This window comes from Luteibacter rhizovicinus DSM 16549, from assembly GCF_001887595.1.
GTDB lineage: Bacteria > Pseudomonadota > Gammaproteobacteria > Xanthomonadales > Rhodanobacteraceae > Luteibacter > Luteibacter rhizovicinus.
This window is the reverse complement of record NZ_CP017480.1, coordinates 3,730,441-3,749,537: the sequence shown is the minus strand read 5'-3', so window position 1 is coordinate 3,749,537 and position 19,097 is coordinate 3,730,441. Positions and strand designations below refer to the sequence as shown.

Annotated in this window: 9 protein-coding genes; 7 read left to right on the top strand and 2 right to left on the bottom strand. The window is 63.7% G+C overall.

Annotated elements, in window-relative coordinates; genetic code table 11:
- The first annotated feature begins 3 nt into the window (after positions 1-3).
- Both BJI69_RS17155 and BJI69_RS17150 read left to right on the top strand, forming a co-directional pair.
- Positions 4-1,662, top strand: a complete 1,659-nt coding sequence (locus BJI69_RS17155) for a GMC oxidoreductase (protein ID WP_046969661.1) — start codon at positions 4-6, stop codon at positions 1,660-1,662.
- 160 nt (positions 1,663-1,822) lie between these two features.
- Positions 1,823-3,223 carry a TIGR03013 family XrtA/PEP-CTERM system glycosyltransferase gene (locus tag BJI69_RS17150; protein ID WP_046981187.1) on the top strand — a complete coding sequence of 467 codons (1,401 nt, stop codon included), beginning with the start codon at positions 1,823-1,825 and terminating at the stop codon, positions 3,221-3,223.
- On the opposite strand, the gene BJI69_RS17145 is transcribed toward BJI69_RS17150, so the two are convergent.
- Positions 3,220-3,732: a J domain-containing protein gene (locus BJI69_RS17145; protein WP_071925009.1), complete on the bottom strand. Its 513-nt coding sequence runs from the start codon at positions 3,730-3,732 to the stop codon at positions 3,220-3,222. The genes BJI69_RS17150 and BJI69_RS17145 overlap by 4 nt on opposite strands.
- Before the next feature lie 165 nt (positions 3,733-3,897).
- Here BJI69_RS17145 and BJI69_RS17140 point away from each other — a divergent pair, with 165 nt between their 5' ends.
- Positions 3,898-4,569: a hypothetical protein gene (locus tag BJI69_RS17140; protein ID WP_125903093.1), complete on the top strand. Its 672-nt coding sequence runs from the start codon at positions 3,898-3,900 to the stop codon at positions 4,567-4,569.
- 415 nt (positions 4,570-4,984) lie between these two features.
- Positions 4,985-5,428, top strand: a complete 444-nt coding sequence (locus tag BJI69_RS17135; protein WP_046969657.1) for a hypothetical protein — start codon at positions 4,985-4,987, stop codon at positions 5,426-5,428.
- A gap of 96 nt (positions 5,429-5,524) precedes the next feature.
- Here BJI69_RS17135 and BJI69_RS17130 read toward each other — a convergent pair whose 3' ends face one another.
- Positions 5,525-8,026 carry an autotransporter family protein gene (locus BJI69_RS17130; RefSeq protein ID WP_046969656.1) on the bottom strand — a complete coding sequence of 834 codons (2,502 nt, stop codon included), beginning with the start codon at positions 8,024-8,026 and terminating at the stop codon, positions 5,525-5,527.
- 418 nt (positions 8,027-8,444) lie between these two features.
- Here BJI69_RS17130 and BJI69_RS17125 point away from each other — a divergent pair, with 418 nt between their 5' ends.
- Genes BJI69_RS17125 through BJI69_RS17115 form a run of 3 tightly spaced genes read left to right on the top strand, consistent with a single transcriptional unit; the run spans position 8,445 to position 18,850 of the window.
- The gene (locus BJI69_RS17125) at positions 8,445-10,538 is read left to right on the top strand and encodes a hypothetical protein (RefSeq protein WP_046969655.1); all 2,094 of its coding nucleotides are present in this window, start codon (positions 8,445-8,447) and stop codon (positions 10,536-10,538) included.
- Positions 10,539-10,551: 13 nt separating this feature from the next.
- Positions 10,552-16,560: an Ig-like domain-containing protein gene (locus tag BJI69_RS17120; protein ID WP_071925008.1), complete on the top strand. Its 6,009-nt coding sequence runs from the start codon at positions 10,552-10,554 to the stop codon at positions 16,558-16,560.
- A 55-nt stretch (positions 16,561-16,615) separates the two neighbouring features.
- On the top strand, positions 16,616-18,850 hold the full coding sequence (locus BJI69_RS17115; protein WP_046966681.1) for a hypothetical protein: 2,235 nt from the start codon (positions 16,616-16,618) through the stop codon (positions 18,848-18,850).
- Positions 18,851-19,097: the final 247 nt, after the last annotated feature.

Here is a 19,097-nt window from a genome sequence, read left to right as displayed (position 1 = left end):
CCCGTGATCACCGATTACCTTGACCCGTCGGCACCTTCCGACTATCAGGCGGACCTCTGCGTCATTGGCGCGGGCCCCGCCGGCATCGCCATCGCGCGCGCCTTCCTCGGCACCTCCACCACCGTCTGCCTGATCGAAGGTGGCGGGCTGTCGGGTGAGGATCGAAGCCAGTCGCTGTACGACGGCACGTCAGCCGGCAGCACGCCTTTCGACGCGGGCACCTCGCGCATGCGCGTGTTCGGTGGCAGCTGCACGCTCTGGGGCGGCGGCTGCATTCCCCTGGCCGATTCCGATCTCGAACCTCGCGATTGGGTACCCGACAGTGGCTGGCCCCTACGCTATGCCGATCTCGCCCCGTGGTACGCCAAGGCGCGCGAGTTCTGCCGTATCGATCCCGCGCACGGCTTTGGCCAGGGCACGTTCGAAGGCCCCACGCCGCGGCCGCCGCTCGACCTGGATCCCGAGGCGATGGTCAACTTCATCTTCGCCCGCAGCCCGATCACCTTCGGCGAAGCCTATCGTGACCTGCTCGCCCAGGCACCGAACATCACCGTGCTCTTGCACGCCAACGTGATGGAACTGCGGGCCACCGACAACGCCCGTGCGGTGACCGACGCCACGATCGGTTCGCTCGACGGCCGACGTGGTCGCGTCCGTGCGCGACATTACGTCCTGGCGGCCGGCGGCATCGAGAACGCCCGCATCCTGCTCCTGTCCGATAGCGTGGCGCCGAACGGGCTAGGCAACGACCACGACCTGGTCGGCCGCTACTTCATGGATCATCCCAGGGGCAGCATCGGCAGCATTCGTTCGCCGCAGGCGGATCGGTTGACCCGGCCCTACGAGCGGAGCATCGGCAAGCTGCGTGCGCCTATCGCATCGGAAATCGGCCTCTCGTTCGAGGCACAACGCGAGTACCGGACGCTCAACGCGCGCGTGCATCCCTTCGCCGTCGAAGGCGAGGTGCCGCGTGGCATTCGCGCCCTGCGGGACGTGCGCGCCGCCTTGCGGCCGCCGACACGCGATGAGGCGGCGCTCGTCGAGGCACGCCTGGAGGCAGCCCTGCAGAACGGTCCTGGCGGCGCGATGTCGCTTGCCGTCCCGCAAAACCTCGCGATAAGCGCCTTGCGACTCGGCCTGCATATCGGCGACGTGATCCGCGCCGTGGCGCTCAAGGTCGTCGACAAACCCACCGTGGCCAGCAACCGGGTGGAGCTGGTCGGATTCTTCGAACAAGCGCCCAACCGGGACAGCCGGATCATGCTCGACGACAAACGGGATGCGCTCGGCCTGCGTCGCGTGCGCGTGGACTGGCGGCTCAACGACCTGGACCGGCACACGCATCGCGTCCTCGGCGCGGTCGCGGGCAACCGTCTTGCGCAGACCTGCGCCGGCCAGTTCGCACCCGCTCCATGGACCGTCGACACGCACGCCTCTTCCGATGTGCATGGCACGGCTCACCACATGGGCACGACGCGCATGGCCGAGGATGCGACGCAGGGTGTGGTCGACACGCAGGGCAAGGTCCATGGCGTCGCGAACCTTCATGTCGCGGGAAGCTCGGTGTTTCCCACCGGTGGATGGGCCTTCCCGACCTTTACCTTGATCGCACTCAGCCTCCGACTGGCGGAAGAGTTGCGCGCGCTGCTCGCCATTGTTTGACCGGATGTGTAACACCCTCGATACAGAGGGCGATACACCGATGTATCACGCAGCCGTTTGGCCTAGCCGTGTGCAGCCCGGAAGTGCAATCGACAGGACAGCGCGCACTTCCTAGCCTCCATGTATCGACACGTTCGGACAACGTGCGGAGGGGAACACGATGATCCGTCTTTTCAGACAGCCAATCGTTCGCTGGCTCATCCTGATGGGTGCCTGTGAACTGCTGTTGCTGGCCGCCTCGCTCAACCTGGCGACATACATTCGCTTCGCGCCATCGCCCGACGATCTCGCCGCATCCACGCAGACACTCACCGCACGCGCCGTGATGTTCGCCGCGGTGATCTTCCTCGGCATGGCGGCACTCGGCGAATATCGCTCGACCCTGCGCATGAGCTGGCGCGGCCAGATCGCCCGCCATGCCATCGCCTTCATCCTCGGCGGCCTCACCCTGGTCGTCGGCTACTACGTCATTCCGCAGGCCTATGTCGGCCGCGGCGTGCTCGGCATGGCCTTGCTCATCGCTTTCGTCGCCACGGCGACGTTCCGCGGCCTGTTCATGCGCCTGGTCGAGATGGAATCGTTGAAGCGTCGCGTCGTGGTCCTCGGAGCGGGACAGCGCGCGGCGCAGATCCACAACCGCATGCGCCGTCGCTCCGATCGTCGGGGATTCTGTCTCGTCGGTTACCTCCAGGGGCTGAATGAGACGGTCATGGTGCCGGAAAACCTTTTGCTCACACGCGATGAGTCGCTGGCCCAACTCGCCCGCCGCGAACACCTCAACGAAATCGTCGTCGGCGTGGACGATCGCCGGGGCAGCCTGCCGATGGACGATCTTCTCGCCTGCCGCCAGCTCGGCGTGCAGATCACCGACCTGACGACCTTTGTCGAGCGTGAAGCCGGCCGCGTGCAGCTCACCATGCTCGATCCGTCCTGGCTGGTCTTCTCCGGCGGCTTCAACGCATCGCCGCTGGCGGTGTTCCTCAAGCGTGCCTTCGACATCGCGGCATCGGTCGCGATCGCCCTGCTCTGCTGGCCGATCATGCTCGGCGTGGTGCTGGCGATCCGCGTGGAGTCCGGTCGCGGACAACCGATTTTCTACCGACAGGAGCGTGTCGGCGAGCACGGCCGTCCGTTCTGGCTCTACAAATTCCGCAGCATGCGCGCCGATGCCGAAATGGACGGCATCGCGCGCTGGGCGAAGAGCAACGACGACCGCGTCACGCGCGTCGGCCGGATCTGCCGCAAGCTTCGTTTCGACGAGCTGCCGCAATTGTGGAACGTGGTCCGTGGCGACATGAGCATCGTCGGGCCGCGACCGGAGCGCCCGCAATTCGTGTCGGACCTGGAAACCAAGATTCGCTATTACAACCTGCGTCATAGCATCAAGCCGGGTCTCGCGGGATGGGCCCAGTTGAGCTATCCGTACGGTGCGTCCGAAGAAGACGCCGCCGAGAAGCTCAAGTACGACCTGTTCTACGTGAAGAACCACAATCTCTTTCTCGACATGGTGATCCTGATCGAGACAGTGGAAGTGGTGCTGTTCGGACGCGGCGCGCGTTAAGGCGTGGCGGTCGTGCTGACGGTGGTTTCGGCGGCCGACATGTCCTCATCGTCACTACCACCGACGGGAATCAGCGACCAGGCGATCACGGCGACGATGACCAGCGCGGCCAGCCAGAGCCAGCGCGTGCGCCACGCGCGTAGCGGCGTTTCCTCGAAAGACCCGTTGCGGTCCGACGACTCCGATGCGCCCGAGGCATACGAGGGCACGTCACTCCCGTCATACACCGCGGCATCCGTGCTCGCTTCGGGGACGACGGTCACGCGCGGTGGCGCCACCGCACCGGGCAAACGCCCGTGACGCCGATGGAATTCCATCGCCGCGCTGTATTGTGCCGTCAGCCGTTGAAGGCGTGCGGCGGCGAGCGTGTCGGCACGGCTGCCACGACGACGATCCGGATGCCATGCCGCTACATGCCGACGATAGGCCTGCTTGAATTCCGCCAACGAGCAGCTCGGCTCGAGCCGGAGCTTGCCGTAGAGGTCGATGAAGTCGGTTTCGTCAGCCACCGCACGGCTCCCCTGTGGCGAGCGGCACGGCGTATCGTCGTGCACATCGTCGCTCCGCCAAGCGTGGCCCACGCCCGCACGCCTTGCAAGTACAACTTTTGGAGAACCGCGATGCGCCAGGCACGCCGATACGCCCTCGCCGGTCTCCTCTTCGGAGTGCCGCTCATGACCAGTGCCGCCGCCGACGCCCCGGCACCTTCGCTCGGCGCGCATGTCTTCCTTGGCCAGGGCGAGGGCCTTGGCGTGAGCCCGGCCGTGACACCGGCGATGGAGACGCAGGCCAACGGGAGCGTCTTCGTCATCTTCAATGCCGGTTACAGCAATAATGACGGTTCGCCCGTCGACACCTATGGCAATCGCTGGAAGCCGCTGGGCCATCCCCTCGTCTACGCCGACTACGGCGATCGTTTCGACGTCAGGGCCTACGTTGCCACCGCTGGAAAGGGTGGCCCCGGCCACACCGTATCCATCACCAAGCGCGGCGAACCCAAGGGCGAGCTCTCCCTGCCCTTCGTCGAAGTTCGCAACGCCTCACGTGTGCAAGCTTTCGCACAGAACTACGCCGAGCAGGCACTGGTGGTCGCCAGTGACGAGATCACCGTCGATGGCCCCGCGACCCTGCTGGCGTTCTGGTGGGGCGATGGCGGGGTCAAGCGCATGACGGCAACGCCAGGCGATGGATTCCAGCTCATCGATGCCTTTCTTCAGCTGCCGGACGAGAGCGGCGTGCAGGGTGCCGTCGCCTGGCGACAGGTCGATGCCGCCGGCACCTATCGCGTGCACTGGACCGTTGCTCCCGTGCAAGGTGCGGCGCTATGGATCATGGCAATTCGTTGAGCACACTGTCCGATTCCGGACGTCCGTGAGGACTGACCGATCGCCGACAATGGCGTCGCACGGTGCCTGCCATGAAAAGGCGGACAACATACACACTTACCTTGTCACGACATGTGTCCGAAATCGATCAACGACGCCTACAACCATCGACCTATTTTCTTTGTGATTACATAGAGATAGCTTGATTTCCGACACCCAGGGCCGCGGCGGGTCGATGGAAACGCCACGGAACATGCTAGGAGCAAGGCAGCGTCAGCCTCCGCAAGGATGCCCAGGACTGAACGCGAACGCGCGAGGATGCTTGGATGCGATAGCGCACCTCGCACGCGGCCCCGCGGTGTCGACCCTCGTTCCATATCAGCTGCCGCGAGGGCATTTGCAGCGGCAGTCTTGTCGACCACTAAAAGGACTTTCCATGAGCTCTTACAACGAATTTCCTCTCGCCGAAGGCTTCGTCGCTGAAGTCGGCGCGCCACCTCATAAACTCACCCACGGAACCGTCAGCACGATCAGCGGACCCGGTGTAACCAGCGTCAATGTCTACCCATACACGGGGCTGATCGTAGTCGGCAACAACAACGGCACACCCGTGAGTCACAAGCCGGCGACAGCACGATTCACCCCCCCAAGCCTTTGTTCGGAAGTCCGGCTGGGCTTTCCCGCGAACTCGAGCATCCTGCCCGGCCTGAAAGTAAGCATCTATGACGATTCCGACAAAGTCCTGAGAACCTACGAGGCACCTCATCCGGGCGACGTCTACTATGAAGCAGAGGCCGGGAAGAGCATCAAATTCGTAGAAGTGGAGGCAACCGGGACCTGGGCCCACATCGCGTCCTTGATTTTTTACCGGCGTTGTTGATTTTCTACCCTTGATGGAAGATCCACATGACGTGCGCCCGCCCCCCTCGTGGCGCGGGCGCACTTCTGCCAGCCGGGGCGCCGGCCCTTCGCGCCCTCAGAACGCCACGCGAATCCCCACGTTACCGGCCCAGCCTTGCATGCCGTAACTACCGACGAAATGCCGATACGTGCCTTCGCCGTAAATCTGCACATGCTCGCTCAGCTGGCTGGTTGCACCCGCTGCGGCGCGATAGGCGTTACCCACTCGGCCTGAGCCGAAGCGCTCGGCGACATCCCAGTCGGCATTGGACACATCAGCACTCGGATCGCCATTGCTCGTATGGATCAGATCGAGCGTGGCGTACGGCATGAAGGTGGGGTTCGCCGTGCGCGCGATGCGACCGCCAAGTGTCGTGCTGGTCTGCTTCGCCGTTCCCAGCCTCACGTCGAGGCCATCGCTGTCAGTGAAGTCGCGGAAATTCAGCGACTGGTGCTTCAGCTGGAAGCGCGGTTCGATCGTCCATTCGTGACCCAGGGCGAAGGGCCTGCCCACTTCGACCGACATACTCCAACCGTTGGCGCGAACACGCCCCACGTCGGCACCACGCAGGTCCGTGCCGACATCACCGCGATAGCGGGTGGAAGCCACCACGCCATCGACCCACAACCCGCTGCCGTGCTGCCAGGTGATCCATCCCGACATGCCATTGGCCCGGTACTTCGCCGAGCTGTTGCCGTCCGCGGCCTTGGGCGTCACGCGTGTCGTTCCGTGATCGGCCGCCCAGCCGGCGCGTAGCGTGCTGTTGTCGCCATCGAGCGCGATCAGGCTACCGCCAAGCTGCAACGCGTTTATCTGCTGGTCGAAGTCGTAGCCGTACTGCTGGAATGACAAGTTCGACGAGTAGCGCAACTGACCACCCAGGTAGCGTGCAAAGACCTCGCCACCCAGGGAATCATGCGATGTCCCGGAACGAATCTCACCGAGGCGCTGATGCAGGCCGTCGTTCATCATATCGCCGTAGGTCAGCAAGGCCGCCGGCGCCGAAAGATACGAAGGTAGCTGCGGCACGACGGCGACGCGACCGTTGTCCGGAGGAAGGACGGGGTCGACCGGATCGACGGGATCGACGGGATCCACCGGCTTGACCGGGTCCACCGGACCGCAATCCGTCTGGCAGACGTAGAGACTGCCAAGACGGTAATCCCAGTTGAGCGTACCCGTGGCCAGCGCGTTCTGTGCCTGGTCCGCCTGCCCCGGTCCGAAGGCGTGCAAGGTGTATTGCCACGGACCGGCGGCCACGTAGCCACCGCGCAGAGCGAACGCATCGGCGCGTGAACTACCGGCCACCTGGATCAGTGAAATGCCTTCGTTGGCTTCGACCGCGCCGTTCCCGTTGATATCGGTCAATGCACCCGCACCGGTGGGATTCACGACGATCTCCGTGGTGCCCGTCGTCGTGACATTGCCTTCGATCAGCACGCGATCCGTGGCCTGTGCGGAAAGCGCACCGCCGGCATTCATCTCGGTGTTGAAACCGAAGGACCCGCCGGCACCCGTAAGGTCGCCACGCACCGTCAGGTTCCGAAAGGCAGCCGACGGTGATGCAAATGCGATACGGCCACCGGAGATATCCAGCGAGTCCAGATCCGAGTCACCGCTTACGTTCCAGATCGCTCCGCTACCGACCGAGGCGGCGATCGCACCCGTCGTCGCGCCATTCATCGTCGACCCGTTCAGGAGACGAAACGTCAGCGACGCATTGGTGCCGGCACGGACGTCGCCGATGATCGTACTGGCGTCGACGGTGACATCGCCTGTCGTGGCCGCCACGCGCCCATCGGCCTCGATGGCGATGCCGTTTCCGCCCACCACCTCGCTGCCGTTGAGGATCGAAACCGTTCCGTCGGTAGACTGGTTCCGCAAGGCGTCGAAGATGATCCCACTCGCCGTACGGCCCTCGATCCGCGAAGCGTCGACCACCAGCGAACGTGTCGATGGAAGGCCTTGATTGCCTCCGCGGGAATCCGTGCGGATACGGATGCCGTAGGTCTGACCGGTGACAGTCGACCCCTGGTCCATCGTCACACTACCCCGAAAAATGGCGCCACCGACGCCGGAGGCGCCCGTGCCTTCCACGGTGGTGCCGTGCAGGGCGAGAAGGCCCTGGTTGCCGACACCGAAACCCTCGCTCGCACCCGCGACGTAGCCTCGATTCACTGTGATATTGGCAGGAAGTGCGGTGGCCCTTCCGCCAATGATTTCGATGCCGCGACGTCCCGTGCTGACGATCCGCGCATCGGTGATCGTCGCCGTCGACGCATCCGTGAATTGCAGCGCGTTGGATGCCGAACTGATCGTGGTCGTCTCGCCATTGGCGGAAGGCAGCATGATCAACTTCGATTTGTCGACCACGATGCCGAGGGCCGAAGCGCCCGGCTCCAGGGTCAGTATCGCGCCGTTCAACAGCCTCCAGTCCTCGGCGATATCGGTCGCGCTGACGGTGTGCGCGGTTCCATCGAGGTCGCGGGCGTGCGCGCGCCCCATCGGAAGCACCAAGGCAGCGGCGATGGCCAGCGAGAGCTCGGCACGCGGAAACGGACGACGCAGACGGTTCATGAGCTTGGTCCTTGCAAAGGCGGTAACGAAGTGCGGGCGTTCCTGCCCGCGGGTCCTGTTTCGCTGCCGTGGTCTCTCACCGGGGCGCATACGTAACAGTAGGCGCGTCATTACATTTCATCATCGGCAAAGCGACAATCGGAATAGTCCTAAAAAGCTTTGTCATATGAGAAAACAGGACATCGCTCGACGCCAGATACGTCGCGTCCCACGCGATACGTATCCCGCGATAGGGACGCCCTATTGACTTGCGTCGTCCGGAATCGGACACCGAAAGCGTCCGTTTCCGGACAGCGATGCCTACAACCTTTGTCTTATATGCGCGTCGTTTTTGGCAGAGTAACGTCGTCCTGCAAGCACTCTGGCATGAAGCCTCCTGGCCGCTATCGGTCAGGTCACAACGCAAGGAGCCCCGACCATGGATAAGGCAAGCAAGCCGCGCCGCTACGCGGCCGTACGTCGCTCATCCGCAGCGACGCCGTTGAATCGTCGTTTCTCGGCCTTCGGCAACGCACCGCTGGAAGATCCGCCGTACCCCGACAAGCTCGTATTCGCCGCCGATCAACTCGCGCCGGCCCATCCGACCAAACCAGACAACCTGCTCCTTGCATCCGTCAAGGACGCCCCGATCACCTTGACGGTGGCGCTTCCGGACAACGTGTCCTATACCGACACGATCGAGATCGAGCTCAATGGCACGGGCACGGGCAAGGAAATCTTGCTGGATCCGTTCCTCGGGCCGCCGGAAACCGATATCACGGTAACGATCGCTCCGGAGGACCATGGTCCATTGCCGGAAGGACGCGTCGACATCAACTACGTGGTTCATTTTCACTCGGGCCTGGGCGATACACAGCACGGTCCCGCAGGACAGTTCTACACGACCGACTACACCAAGCCGGGCCTTCCCTTCCTCGGCCAACTGGTATTCTCGGACGATGTCAACGCCAACGGCGTGACCGAAGCCGCCCTACTCGGCACAGGTGCCGACGCCTATCTTCCCGCTCGTGTTCCTGGCTACACGGGCCTGGATCCCGACGGTGGCGATACCATCACGGGAATGGTCGGCGCCTTGCAGGAAACCGTCGATGCGATTCCTGTCGGCCCTGGCGAACTCGAACTGCATTTCAAGCGCGACTTCATCGTCCAGCTCGACGATGGCGCGATTCAGTTCTCTTACTTCGTCACGGACCGCGCAGGGAATATCTCCGACCCGGCCAAAGCTGTCGTCCTCCAGGTCCTGCTGAAAGACGCGATCGGCGACCTGTCGACGCCTTCCGTACCGGCCTACGACGATGACGACGACAGCGCTGGCGTTGCCAAGCTCATCGACGAAGCCGATGCACGCGCCGTGGGGGGACTCAACGTCGTCATCCCCGCCAACGGCAACATCAAGGCAGGTGACACCATCATGGTCGCCTGGGGTGCCATCGAGGTCGGCCCGTCGAGCATTGCCGATCCCGCGGGCGATCCGCTGGCGACCATCGGCGTACCTTATGCCGCGATCAGCGATGCGTGGAATACCGAAAGCGGCGGCGCGGACAAGATCCAGACGCTGGACGTGAGCTATCGCATCCTGCGCAACGGCATTTCGGCGGGGACACCGGACACGCCGGCCACCGTTCAGGTCAACCTTCATCAGGCCGGCGGCGAAGACCCCGATCCGGAGACGCCTGAAAACGAGAATCTCGGTACGCCGTCGCTCCTCAGCGCCAGTGGGCAGAGCAACCTTGTGCCGCCCGCTGACTTCGAGAAGGATGCCACGCTGACGGTGCCCTGGTTCCGCACGGACGCCCCAACACTCGCCGCCTTCATCGCGGGTGACGTGGTGACGCTGCGCTACGGCGCCACCGATCTGGCGCCGCGTACGATCACGGCCCAGGACGTGACCGACGCAAAGAACCTTACCGTGACGCTAGCTTCGGCGACCATCGTGGGCGAGGGGTCCGGACCCGCCATTCCCTTGCAGTTCTCCGTCACGCGAACGCTCGCAGCCGGGGGGCCGAACACGTCCACCTCGCCAATCCAGCCCGTGAAGGTGAGCGGCGTCGACGAACTGCCGGGCGGAGGCCAGCCATTGGTGGCCCTGAAGGTGCCCGAAGCGGAGGGTGTGGACCCGGATCCGACCCGACCTGACCGACTTATCATCGGCCGCGCTCAAGGTAAGGACGGTACGAATTTCGTGATTCCGGCGTACGTCAACCAGAATCCAGGCGACGTGATCAACGTAAGCATGGTTGTCTATCGCCCCTTCTACTACATCGGCGGTCATCCAGGCGATCTACCGGCCAACGGCGGTGGGGCGCGTGATCTGGTGCTCGACGGCATCCACCCGACGGACGCCACCTCGGACACGATCGTTCATGTCACCGAGGCACAGCTGATGCATTACGAGTTCCCGACCCAACCTCTGCACGGTCATATCGTGTACGGCGTAGTAGGTGCGGCAAGGCCCGATGTCATGGTGACGTCGGACGTGCAACTACTCGATATCGATCCACGCGGCACCTGAAAGGAAGCATCCCATGACAAGGAAGTCCCGGGGTACCACCGGCACGAACGAGCTGGACGCCGTACTGCAATTTCCGTCCGCCAACGTAATGGCGCCGATTCCGGTCGGCGCTGTCGCGGACTACCTCCTTCTGGCGGCGGTCCGCGATCAGGACATTGTCCTCACGCTCCCGTTCCCTGATGCCGGATCGCCGGGCGATACCATCCAGTTGCTCGTGGATGGGCAGCCCGCCGGCGGTGAAGTAGCGATCGGGGCCTACTTTCCCGACAAGGACATTCCTATCCCCTTGCCAGCGACCGCGCGCGTGACGGAGGGCTTGCACGCACTCAACTACAAGCTGTTGTATCGATCGGGCGCGGGTAACGACTACGATCTCGGACCCGCAGGCCAGCAGTTCATCGTCGACTACACATCACCCGCGGGTGCGCTGCCGCAGGCACCGGCATTCGCACCGGACGTAGTCGCCGACGGAGTCACGCCGGAGCGGCTGACCACGGATGCCGACGGCAACGAATACCTCCCGGGCCGGGTCCACAGCTATTTCGGCCAGGCCGCCGGCGACACCCTGACCGGCTACATCGACAGCGCCGTAGCTACCCTTCCCATCGAGGTTGCCGTCGGCGGCGAAGGCATCGATGTCCAGCTGCGCTATACGCGGGCGGCGCTCGACCTGGCGACGGACGGTCGTCACGACTTCACCTACGATATCGTCGATCGCGCCGGCAATCGCTCCGTGCGCTCCGTGGCAACCCCGCTGCTCGTGCGCATGCATGAACTCATACCCGACGTGCTGCCGCCACGCGTCCCCGCCGCCAGCGACGGTCTGCTCAATCACGCTGACATCCATGACTCACTGGGTGCGGTCGTGGAAATTCCACCGAATGCGCTCGTACTGCCCGGGGATGTGGTCATCGTCACCTGGGGCGCCTACGAAGCCGCGCCGAGAACAGTGGCCGCCGGCGACATCGGCAACGACCCTCTCGTTACGATCGTCGTGCCATACGCCGACGTCTACGCCACCTGGTTCGCCGCCAGTGCTGGCGCCGATATGCGCGTGTTGACGAATGTGAGCTATCGCATCATGCGCGGCGGCGTTCTGGCCGGCGAGCCGAAAGCGCCGACCGCTGTCGTCGTCAACCTTTCGTCGGCGGGCGGCGTCGACCCGGATCCGGAAACACCGGAGAACGAGGCGCTCTACCCGCCGACCATTTATTCGTCCAGTGGCAACGCGAACTTCATCCCGATCGCGGATCAGCAAGTGGACGGCTTCGTCGAGATTGCCTGGACGCGCGTTGTCGACGGTGAAAAGGTTTTCGCCATCGGCGACATCGTGACGGTCCTCTACGGCACGACCACGCTTGCGTCATACACGGTCACGGCGGCCGACATGACCGCGGCGAAACCCTTGCGGTTGATCCTGCCAGTCGCGGCGATCGCCGCGGAAGGCGTGGGCGTCATCAAGACCTCGTACACCATCGAGCGCCGCCTGGCAGCGGGAGGCGCCAACATCGCGATCAGTCCGCCACAATCGGTCACCGTCGAGGACGAAGCCGACCTGCCTGGCAATGGCGAACTCGCCGAGGGTTTTTTCCCCGAGATGAACGTACATCTCACCCTCGGCCCCGCGGAAATCAGCAACGGTACCGCGTTCGTCGGTGACTATACGGGCCGGCGAGCAGGCGACACCATTCGTTTCGAATTTCGCTTCGTCGAAGGAAATTTTCACTCGCCGGCCGAAACGCCGATCGATGCGCGCTACCACAGCGGGATACTCACCCTGGCCGCCGATGACGATCCCGTGGAATATCTGATTGCGGAGGAGTTCCTCAACTACCGCGAACAACCGCCGGAACAGATGCATATCCACGGCACGTATCACGTGCGCCGGGGCATGGGTTCCGAGGTGCACTCGCCTGATTCGAGGGTGCTTCTCGACTGCCGTGGAGCCGCGCCACCGTTCAGTATCGATCGGACGCCGGTGGAGATCATCGGCACCGCCGCCTTCACCCGCGAGGCCGTCAACGGCACCCCTCCGTATACGTATGTGTCGAGCGATCCCGCCATCGTTGCCGTGCCGGACGAGCATGCAGGCCTCATCAAGGGTGTCGCCGATGGCAGCGCCACCATCATGGCAAGCGACACCGCCGCCGGCGGCGACGCGTACCACGTGATCGTCGTAGGCAATCTGCCTTTCACCATCGATGGTGCGCCTGTCACCGTCACGGGCATCGACACGTTCACTCGCGAGGCAAAAGGAGGGGTACCACCTTATACCTATGTATCGAACGCATCCGACGTGGTTGCGGTGCCCGATCGCTTCCTGGGGATCATCCAAGGCGTAGCCGATGGCAGCGCCACGATCACCGCGCATGACAGGCGCGCTGAAAGCGGCACCTATGACGTCACCGTGGTCGGCAATACGCCCTTCTCCTTCGACAACTCGTCAGTGCAGATTATCCGGACCGCCACCTTCACCCGGCATGCAACCGGTGGCACGCCGCCCTATACCTATGCGTCGAGCACGCCGGACGTTGTCAGGGTTCCGGATCCGGGTCAGGGCCTGATCCAGGGTGTAACGGATGGCCTGGCCGTGATCACCGCGCGCGACAGTGCACACGGCTTCGGCACGTACACGGCTACCGTGGTCGGCAATACACCGTTCTCCGTCGACACGTCGCCGGTACAGATCATTGGAACGAACACCTTCACCCGTCGCGCCTTTGGCGGCATACCGCCATACATCTACTCGTCGGACACACCGAGCGTGGTGAAGGTACCAGACCCCGATCAACCGATCGTCCAGGGCGTTTCCGATGGCAACGCATTCATCAGCGTGCGCGATCAAGACCAGGGCAGCGGCTTCTATCACGTGACGGTCATCGGCAACACGCCCTTCGCCATAGACCCTCGTACTGTCACGATCGTTGGCACCGGAACGGCTACACGCAGTGCTTCGGGCGGGGTACCTCCTTATACCTACGTCTCGAGCGCGCCAGGCGTTGCCATGGTTCCGAACACGGGCCAGGGCATCGTTCGCGGCGTGAGCGATGGCGAAGCCATCATCACCGCACGCGACACCAGGGATGGTGAAGGTAGCTATCAAGTCACCGTGGTGGGCAACACGCCATTCACCATCGATACGACGCCAGCGACACTGATCGGCACCGGCTCGCTCACACGAGATGCCTCCGGTGGCGTGCCTCCTTATACCTACGTCTCGAGCGCGCCAGGCGTTGCCATGGTTCCGAACGCGGGCCAGGGCGTCGTTCGCGGCGCGAGCGATGGCGAAGCCATCATCACCGCGCGCGACACCAGGGATGGTGAAGGTAGCTATCAAGTCACCGTGGTGGGCAACACGCCATTCGCCATCGATACGACGCCAGCGACACTGATCGGCACCGGCTCGCTCACACGAGATGCCTCCGGTGGCGTGCCTCCTTATACCTACGTCTCGAGCGCGCCAGGCGTTGCCATGGTTCCGAACGCGGGCCAGGGCGTCGTTCGCGGCGCGAGCGATGGCGAAGCCATCATCACCGCGCGCGACACCAGGGATGGTGAAGGTAGCTATCAAGTCACCGTGGTGGGCAACACGCCATTCGCCATCGATACGACGCCAGCGACACTGATCGGCTCCGGCTCGCTCACACGAGATGCCTCCGGTGGCGTGCCTCCTTATACCTACGTCTCGAGCGCGCCAGGCGTTGCCACGGTTCCGAATGCGGGCCAGGGCGTCGTTCGCGGCGCGAGCGATGGCGAGGCCATCATCACCGCGCGCGACACCAGGGATGGTGAAGGTAGCTATCAAGTCACCGTGGTGGGCAACACGCCATTCACTATCGATACGACACCGGTGACACTGATCGGCACCGGCTCGCTCACACGAAATGCCTCCGGTGGCGTCCCGCCCTATTCCTACGTCTCGAATGCACCTGGCGTGGTCAAGGTGCCGGACGTCAACCAGGGCCTGATCCAGGGCGTGACCGACGGAAAAGCGTTCATTACCGCGAGCGATACGGACGGTGGCGTCAAGTCCTACGAGGTCACCGTCACCGACGATACGCCTCCCTTCACCATCGATACGACACCGGTGACACTGACCGGCACCGGCTCGCTCACACGAAATGCCTCCGGTGGCGTGCCTCCCTATTCCTACGTCTCGAATGCACCTGGCGTGGTCAAGGTGCCGAACGTCAACCAGGGCCTGATCCAGGGCGTGACCGACGGAAAAGCGTTCATTACCGCGAGCGATACGGACGGTGGCGTCAAGTCCTACGAGGTCACCGTCACCGGCAATACGCCTCCCTTCACCATCGATACGACACCGGTGACACTGACCGGCACCGGCTCACTCACACGAAATGCCTCCGGTGGCGTGCCTCCCTATTCCTACGTCTCGAATGCACCTCGCGTGGTCAAGGTGCCGAACGTCAACCAGGGCCTGATCCAGGGCGTGACCGACGGAAGCGCGAGAATCACCGCCAGCGACACGGCGGGCGGCATGAAGTCCTACGAGGTCACCGTCACCGGCAATATGCCTCCCTTCACCATCGATACGACACCGGTGACACTGACCGGCACCGGCTCGCTCACACGAAATGCCTCCGGTGGCGTGCCTCCCTATTCCTACGTCTCGAATGCACCTGGCGTGGTCAAGGTGCCGAACATCAACCAGGGTCTGATCCGGGGCGTGACCGACGGAAGCGCGAGAATCACCGCCAGCGACACGGCGGGCGGCATCAAGTCCTACGATGTCACCGTCACCGGCAATACACCTCCCTTTACCATCGATACGACACCAGTGACCCTGGACGTCGGTGAGACGCAACGGCGACAGGCCAGTGGTGGGACGCCTCCCTATAGCTACACCTCCAACAAACCCACCGTCGCCACCGTCAACGCCTCGACTGGCCTGGTGACGGCCAGGACAGCCGGCGCAGCCGACATCACCGCCAGCGACGGCAACGACTCAGGCTCGTATCGAGTCACGGTCAAGGCTGTTGCGCCGCCCCTTTACATCGACCCGTCGATGATGAGGCTGGAGGTTGGCGAGCGCGACAAGCGCCAGGCCACCGGCGGCAGGCCGCCTTATACCTACTCATCGAACGACCTGAACATCGTCGCCGTCGGCACCGACGGGGGCACACTCGGCCTCGGCGCCGGGTCGGCGAAGATCACGGTACGCGACACGAGCAACACACCTGGAGGCAGCAAGTCCTACGACGTCACCGTTACCGCCAAGACACCGTTCACCATCGACACGACACCGGTGACACTGAGCGGCACCGCCTCGTTCACCCGAAATGCTTCCGGTGGTGTGCTGCCGTATCGCTACGTATCCAACGCACCGAACGTGGTCAAAGTGCCGGACGCCGGCAAGGGCCAGATACAGGCCGCTTCCGACGGAGTCGCGACGATCACCGCCAGCGACAGCGCTACCGGCAACAAGTCCTACAATGTCACTGTCTCCGGCAATACTCCGCCACTGACGATCGATACGACGCCTGTCAACCTTCCCGGGCCCATTTATCGCGGACCGGCGCTCGTCCTCAATCCACCACCGGGTGCCTTCGTCGTGCGCCAGGCCTCCGGGGGTCGTCCGCCGTACCGCTACAGTGCGGACAACAAAAACATCGTCGACGTCGATGCCACGACGGGTCGTGTGATCGCGCGGGGCAAGGGAACCACATGGGTGCGCGTCACCGACAATTCCAGCCAACAACGCGCCTACCAGGTGACGGTAGACAAGGTAGCGATGTTTTTCGGCACGGGAGTCTTCAGCACATATACCCAGTGCAGGAAAGCAGCGGAAGCACAGGGAGGACGCCTGCCCAACCTGAGCGAGTGGGCTGCCTTGCGTGCTTGCTACAACGGCGTACCTGGCTTCGGCAATCGCGTTGCCTGGGCAACGGATTCGGCGGGTATCGGCAAGCGCTGGGGCATTCAACCGGACAGCGGCACCACCGTTGTGTTGATCGACTTCGGCATCGGCGGCAGCACCGCTGACGGCTTCGCATGGAAGTAGTCGCTGAAACGCGAACAATCAAACCATCCACACATGCCACCAAGGAACGGTACCCATGTCTTCCAACACGATCTCCGCGACACAAACCACCCTGCCACCTGCCAGCATCGGCACCGCGCGCGATGGCGGACTGGGTTACTACGACCTGTTCGATCGCACCGAGTCCACCTATATCGAGGTTGGTCCGCTTGTCAGCGCCAAGCCCAATGACACCGTCACGGTGTTCTGGGCTGGCTCGGCGGTGAAGTTGCACTCGATCACGCTCGAGGATCTGAACCAGGGCGCCTTTCCCATCGCGGTACTCAACGGCAGGATCGCCGATGCCGGCGATGGCGACAAGGTGCTCAGCTACACCGCGACCTACACCCAGGGTGGCGGCGAAGAGGATTCGGACCCCGTGCTCATCAAGGTCAAGCGGACGGTGCCCGGTGGCCTGGATCCGCATCCGGGCACGCCGGACATCAACGAGAACCTGTCGGCGGCTGCCGTGACGCCCAACCCGGTACCTGTCGATGCAACCCAGGTCACGATCATCGCACCGCTGTGGATCAATCCCGCCCTGGGCGATGTCATGGTCGTGGCCTGGAACGGGGCCAACTTCTTCGCGCCGTCGCTCACGCAGCCGTTTCCTGAAGCCGTCAGCGTGACCCTCACTGCCGCCGAAATCCTCGACGCCGGTGTCGGCCCCGCCGTGCCGGTGACCTGGGGCGTGCACGATGTCGTCGCCAACTGGTCCGGCTGGGCGCCGGAGACCGTCGTCGACGTGCGCCTGGAAGATCCCGGCCTGTTTCTCGCCCCGCACGTGGGCGACAAGGACGTGCCGTGGACCCAGATCGATCTGGCCGCGCTGGGCAGCGCGGATCTCGTCGTCTTCACGCCTGACTACGAGGGCGCGGTCGCCGGCGATCAGGTGATCGTGCACACGCACGGCATCGCCTTCGATGGCCAAACGCATACTTACGACAGCCCGGCACAGACCATGCCCGAGCCCGGGTACGGACTGACCTTCACCGTGCCTAACGCCACCGCCGTCGCGCTCGCCGGCGGCACGCTGCGCGTGTGGTACACCGTCGAAGGCAGACCCGTTCCCGAATCCCACAGCGTCTGGCTGCCGGTGCTCGGCCAGGCGGTGGGCGATCTTCCCGCGCCGGTGATCGCCGAAGCCGTCGACAGCGACGGCGACGGCACCGTCGACCAGCTCGATCCGGACGCCGCCAACCCCGCCCACGTCACCATCGATTACCCGGGCATGCTCGCCTTCGACACCGTGACCCTGATCTGGGATGGCCGCGCCGCCAACGGCACACCCGTGCACTACGAGATTGACCGGCAGATCAGCAGCGTCGCGCCGTTGACGGTGCTTGTCACCCAGGCCGAGATCCTGAAGTTCCTCGACGGCCATGCGGACGTCTATTACCGCGTCGTGCCCTTCAGTGCTCGCGGCAAGGCCTTCGCGCGGGCACTCGCCGCGCGCGAGTCAGTGCGACTGCCCTTGCGTATCCGGCATGTCGGTGTCGAGCAACCGCTGCCGGTGCCCACCGTGGACGAAGTGGTGAACGGCTTTCTCGATCCGGCCGCCGAACAGGCGACCTTGCGTGCACCGCTCTATCCGGGCATCGCCAAGGGCGACGAGATCACCTACAGCTGGGTAGGCAGCGTGTCCACCCGTACGCAGATCTACAAGGTCGCCGATGCGACCAAGCCGCCGCCCGACTACGCCGATCGTGCCTTCATCACGCAGAACACGGGAGGCAACGTCGTCGTCAGCTATAGCGTGAAGCGGTTGGGTGTCGATCCGGCGGTACCGTCCGAGACGGCGGCGTTTCGTATCGATATGGCGGAGGCAACAGAGACCTTTGAAGCAACGGCTCTTGGCGATATCTATCCCAGACTCGAGACCGAAACGATGGTCATCACCGCGAATGCTCTAAATGACACTTCCACGATCACCCAGTGGAACGGCTCGAGTCCTTATATTTCAGGACATTGCGTACATGTCAATACGGCATACCTGCATCCAGGCGACGCACCGTTGACAATGGCACTTAAAATCCCGTCCAAAGAGGTATCCATGGGCGCGTCGGGCCATCCCAATTTGCCATGCAAACTGCAAGCGTTCAGCGGTCTCGGCGGCACCCTGGTGGACGAGGTCGATTTACCAACGGCACCTGCCCGCTTGACGTTGCGTTGGAACGGAAAGGACCGCATCGACCTGATTCGTTTGGTTCCCATCGTGAATTCACCCGTCGGCGTTTTTGCGTCGCTGGACAACATCAAGATGAAAGCATGACGCGGTCGGCTGAGTGCAAGACGATCGCATCGCGCTTTCGTTGAGCAGCAACTAGCGTTGACAAGTCGCCGCATAAAGGCCCCGCGCTGCTGAGCGGGGCCTTTCCTTTTCCTCTCCGGGCCCTCGCCCCTCGGCCATTTGCCCACCCCGGCTAGCGCGCCAGTTGTATATGCCGTCCCCCACCTGGGGGCTATAAAGATTCCACAGCCGCGACGGGGTCATCCTGCCCCGCTCGCGTGAAGGGGGA

Bases quoted from the DNA above. Each gene is read 5' to 3' on its own strand.
- BJI69_RS17120 (WP_071925008.1), top strand. From the start codon at position 10,552: ATGACAAGGAAGTCCCGGGGTACCACCGGCACGAACGAGCTGGACGCC.
- BJI69_RS17125 (WP_046969655.1), top strand. From the start codon at position 8,445: ATGGATAAGGCAAGCAAGCCGCGCCGCTACGCGGCCGTACGTCGCTCA.
- BJI69_RS17150 (WP_046981187.1), top strand. From the start codon at position 1,823: ATGATCCGTCTTTTCAGACAGCCAATCGTTCGCTGGCTCATCCTGATG.
- BJI69_RS17130 (WP_046969656.1), bottom strand. From the start codon at position 8,026: ATGAACCGTCTGCGTCGTCCGTTTCCGCGTGCCGAGCTCTCGCTGGCC.
- BJI69_RS17115 (WP_046966681.1), top strand. From the start codon at position 16,616: ATGTCTTCCAACACGATCTCCGCGACACAAACCACCCTGCCACCTGCC.
- BJI69_RS17135 (WP_046969657.1), top strand. From the start codon at position 4,985: ATGAGCTCTTACAACGAATTTCCTCTCGCCGAAGGCTTCGTCGCTGAA.
- BJI69_RS17140 (WP_125903093.1), top strand. From the start codon at position 3,898: ATGACCAGTGCCGCCGCCGACGCCCCGGCACCTTCGCTCGGCGCGCAT.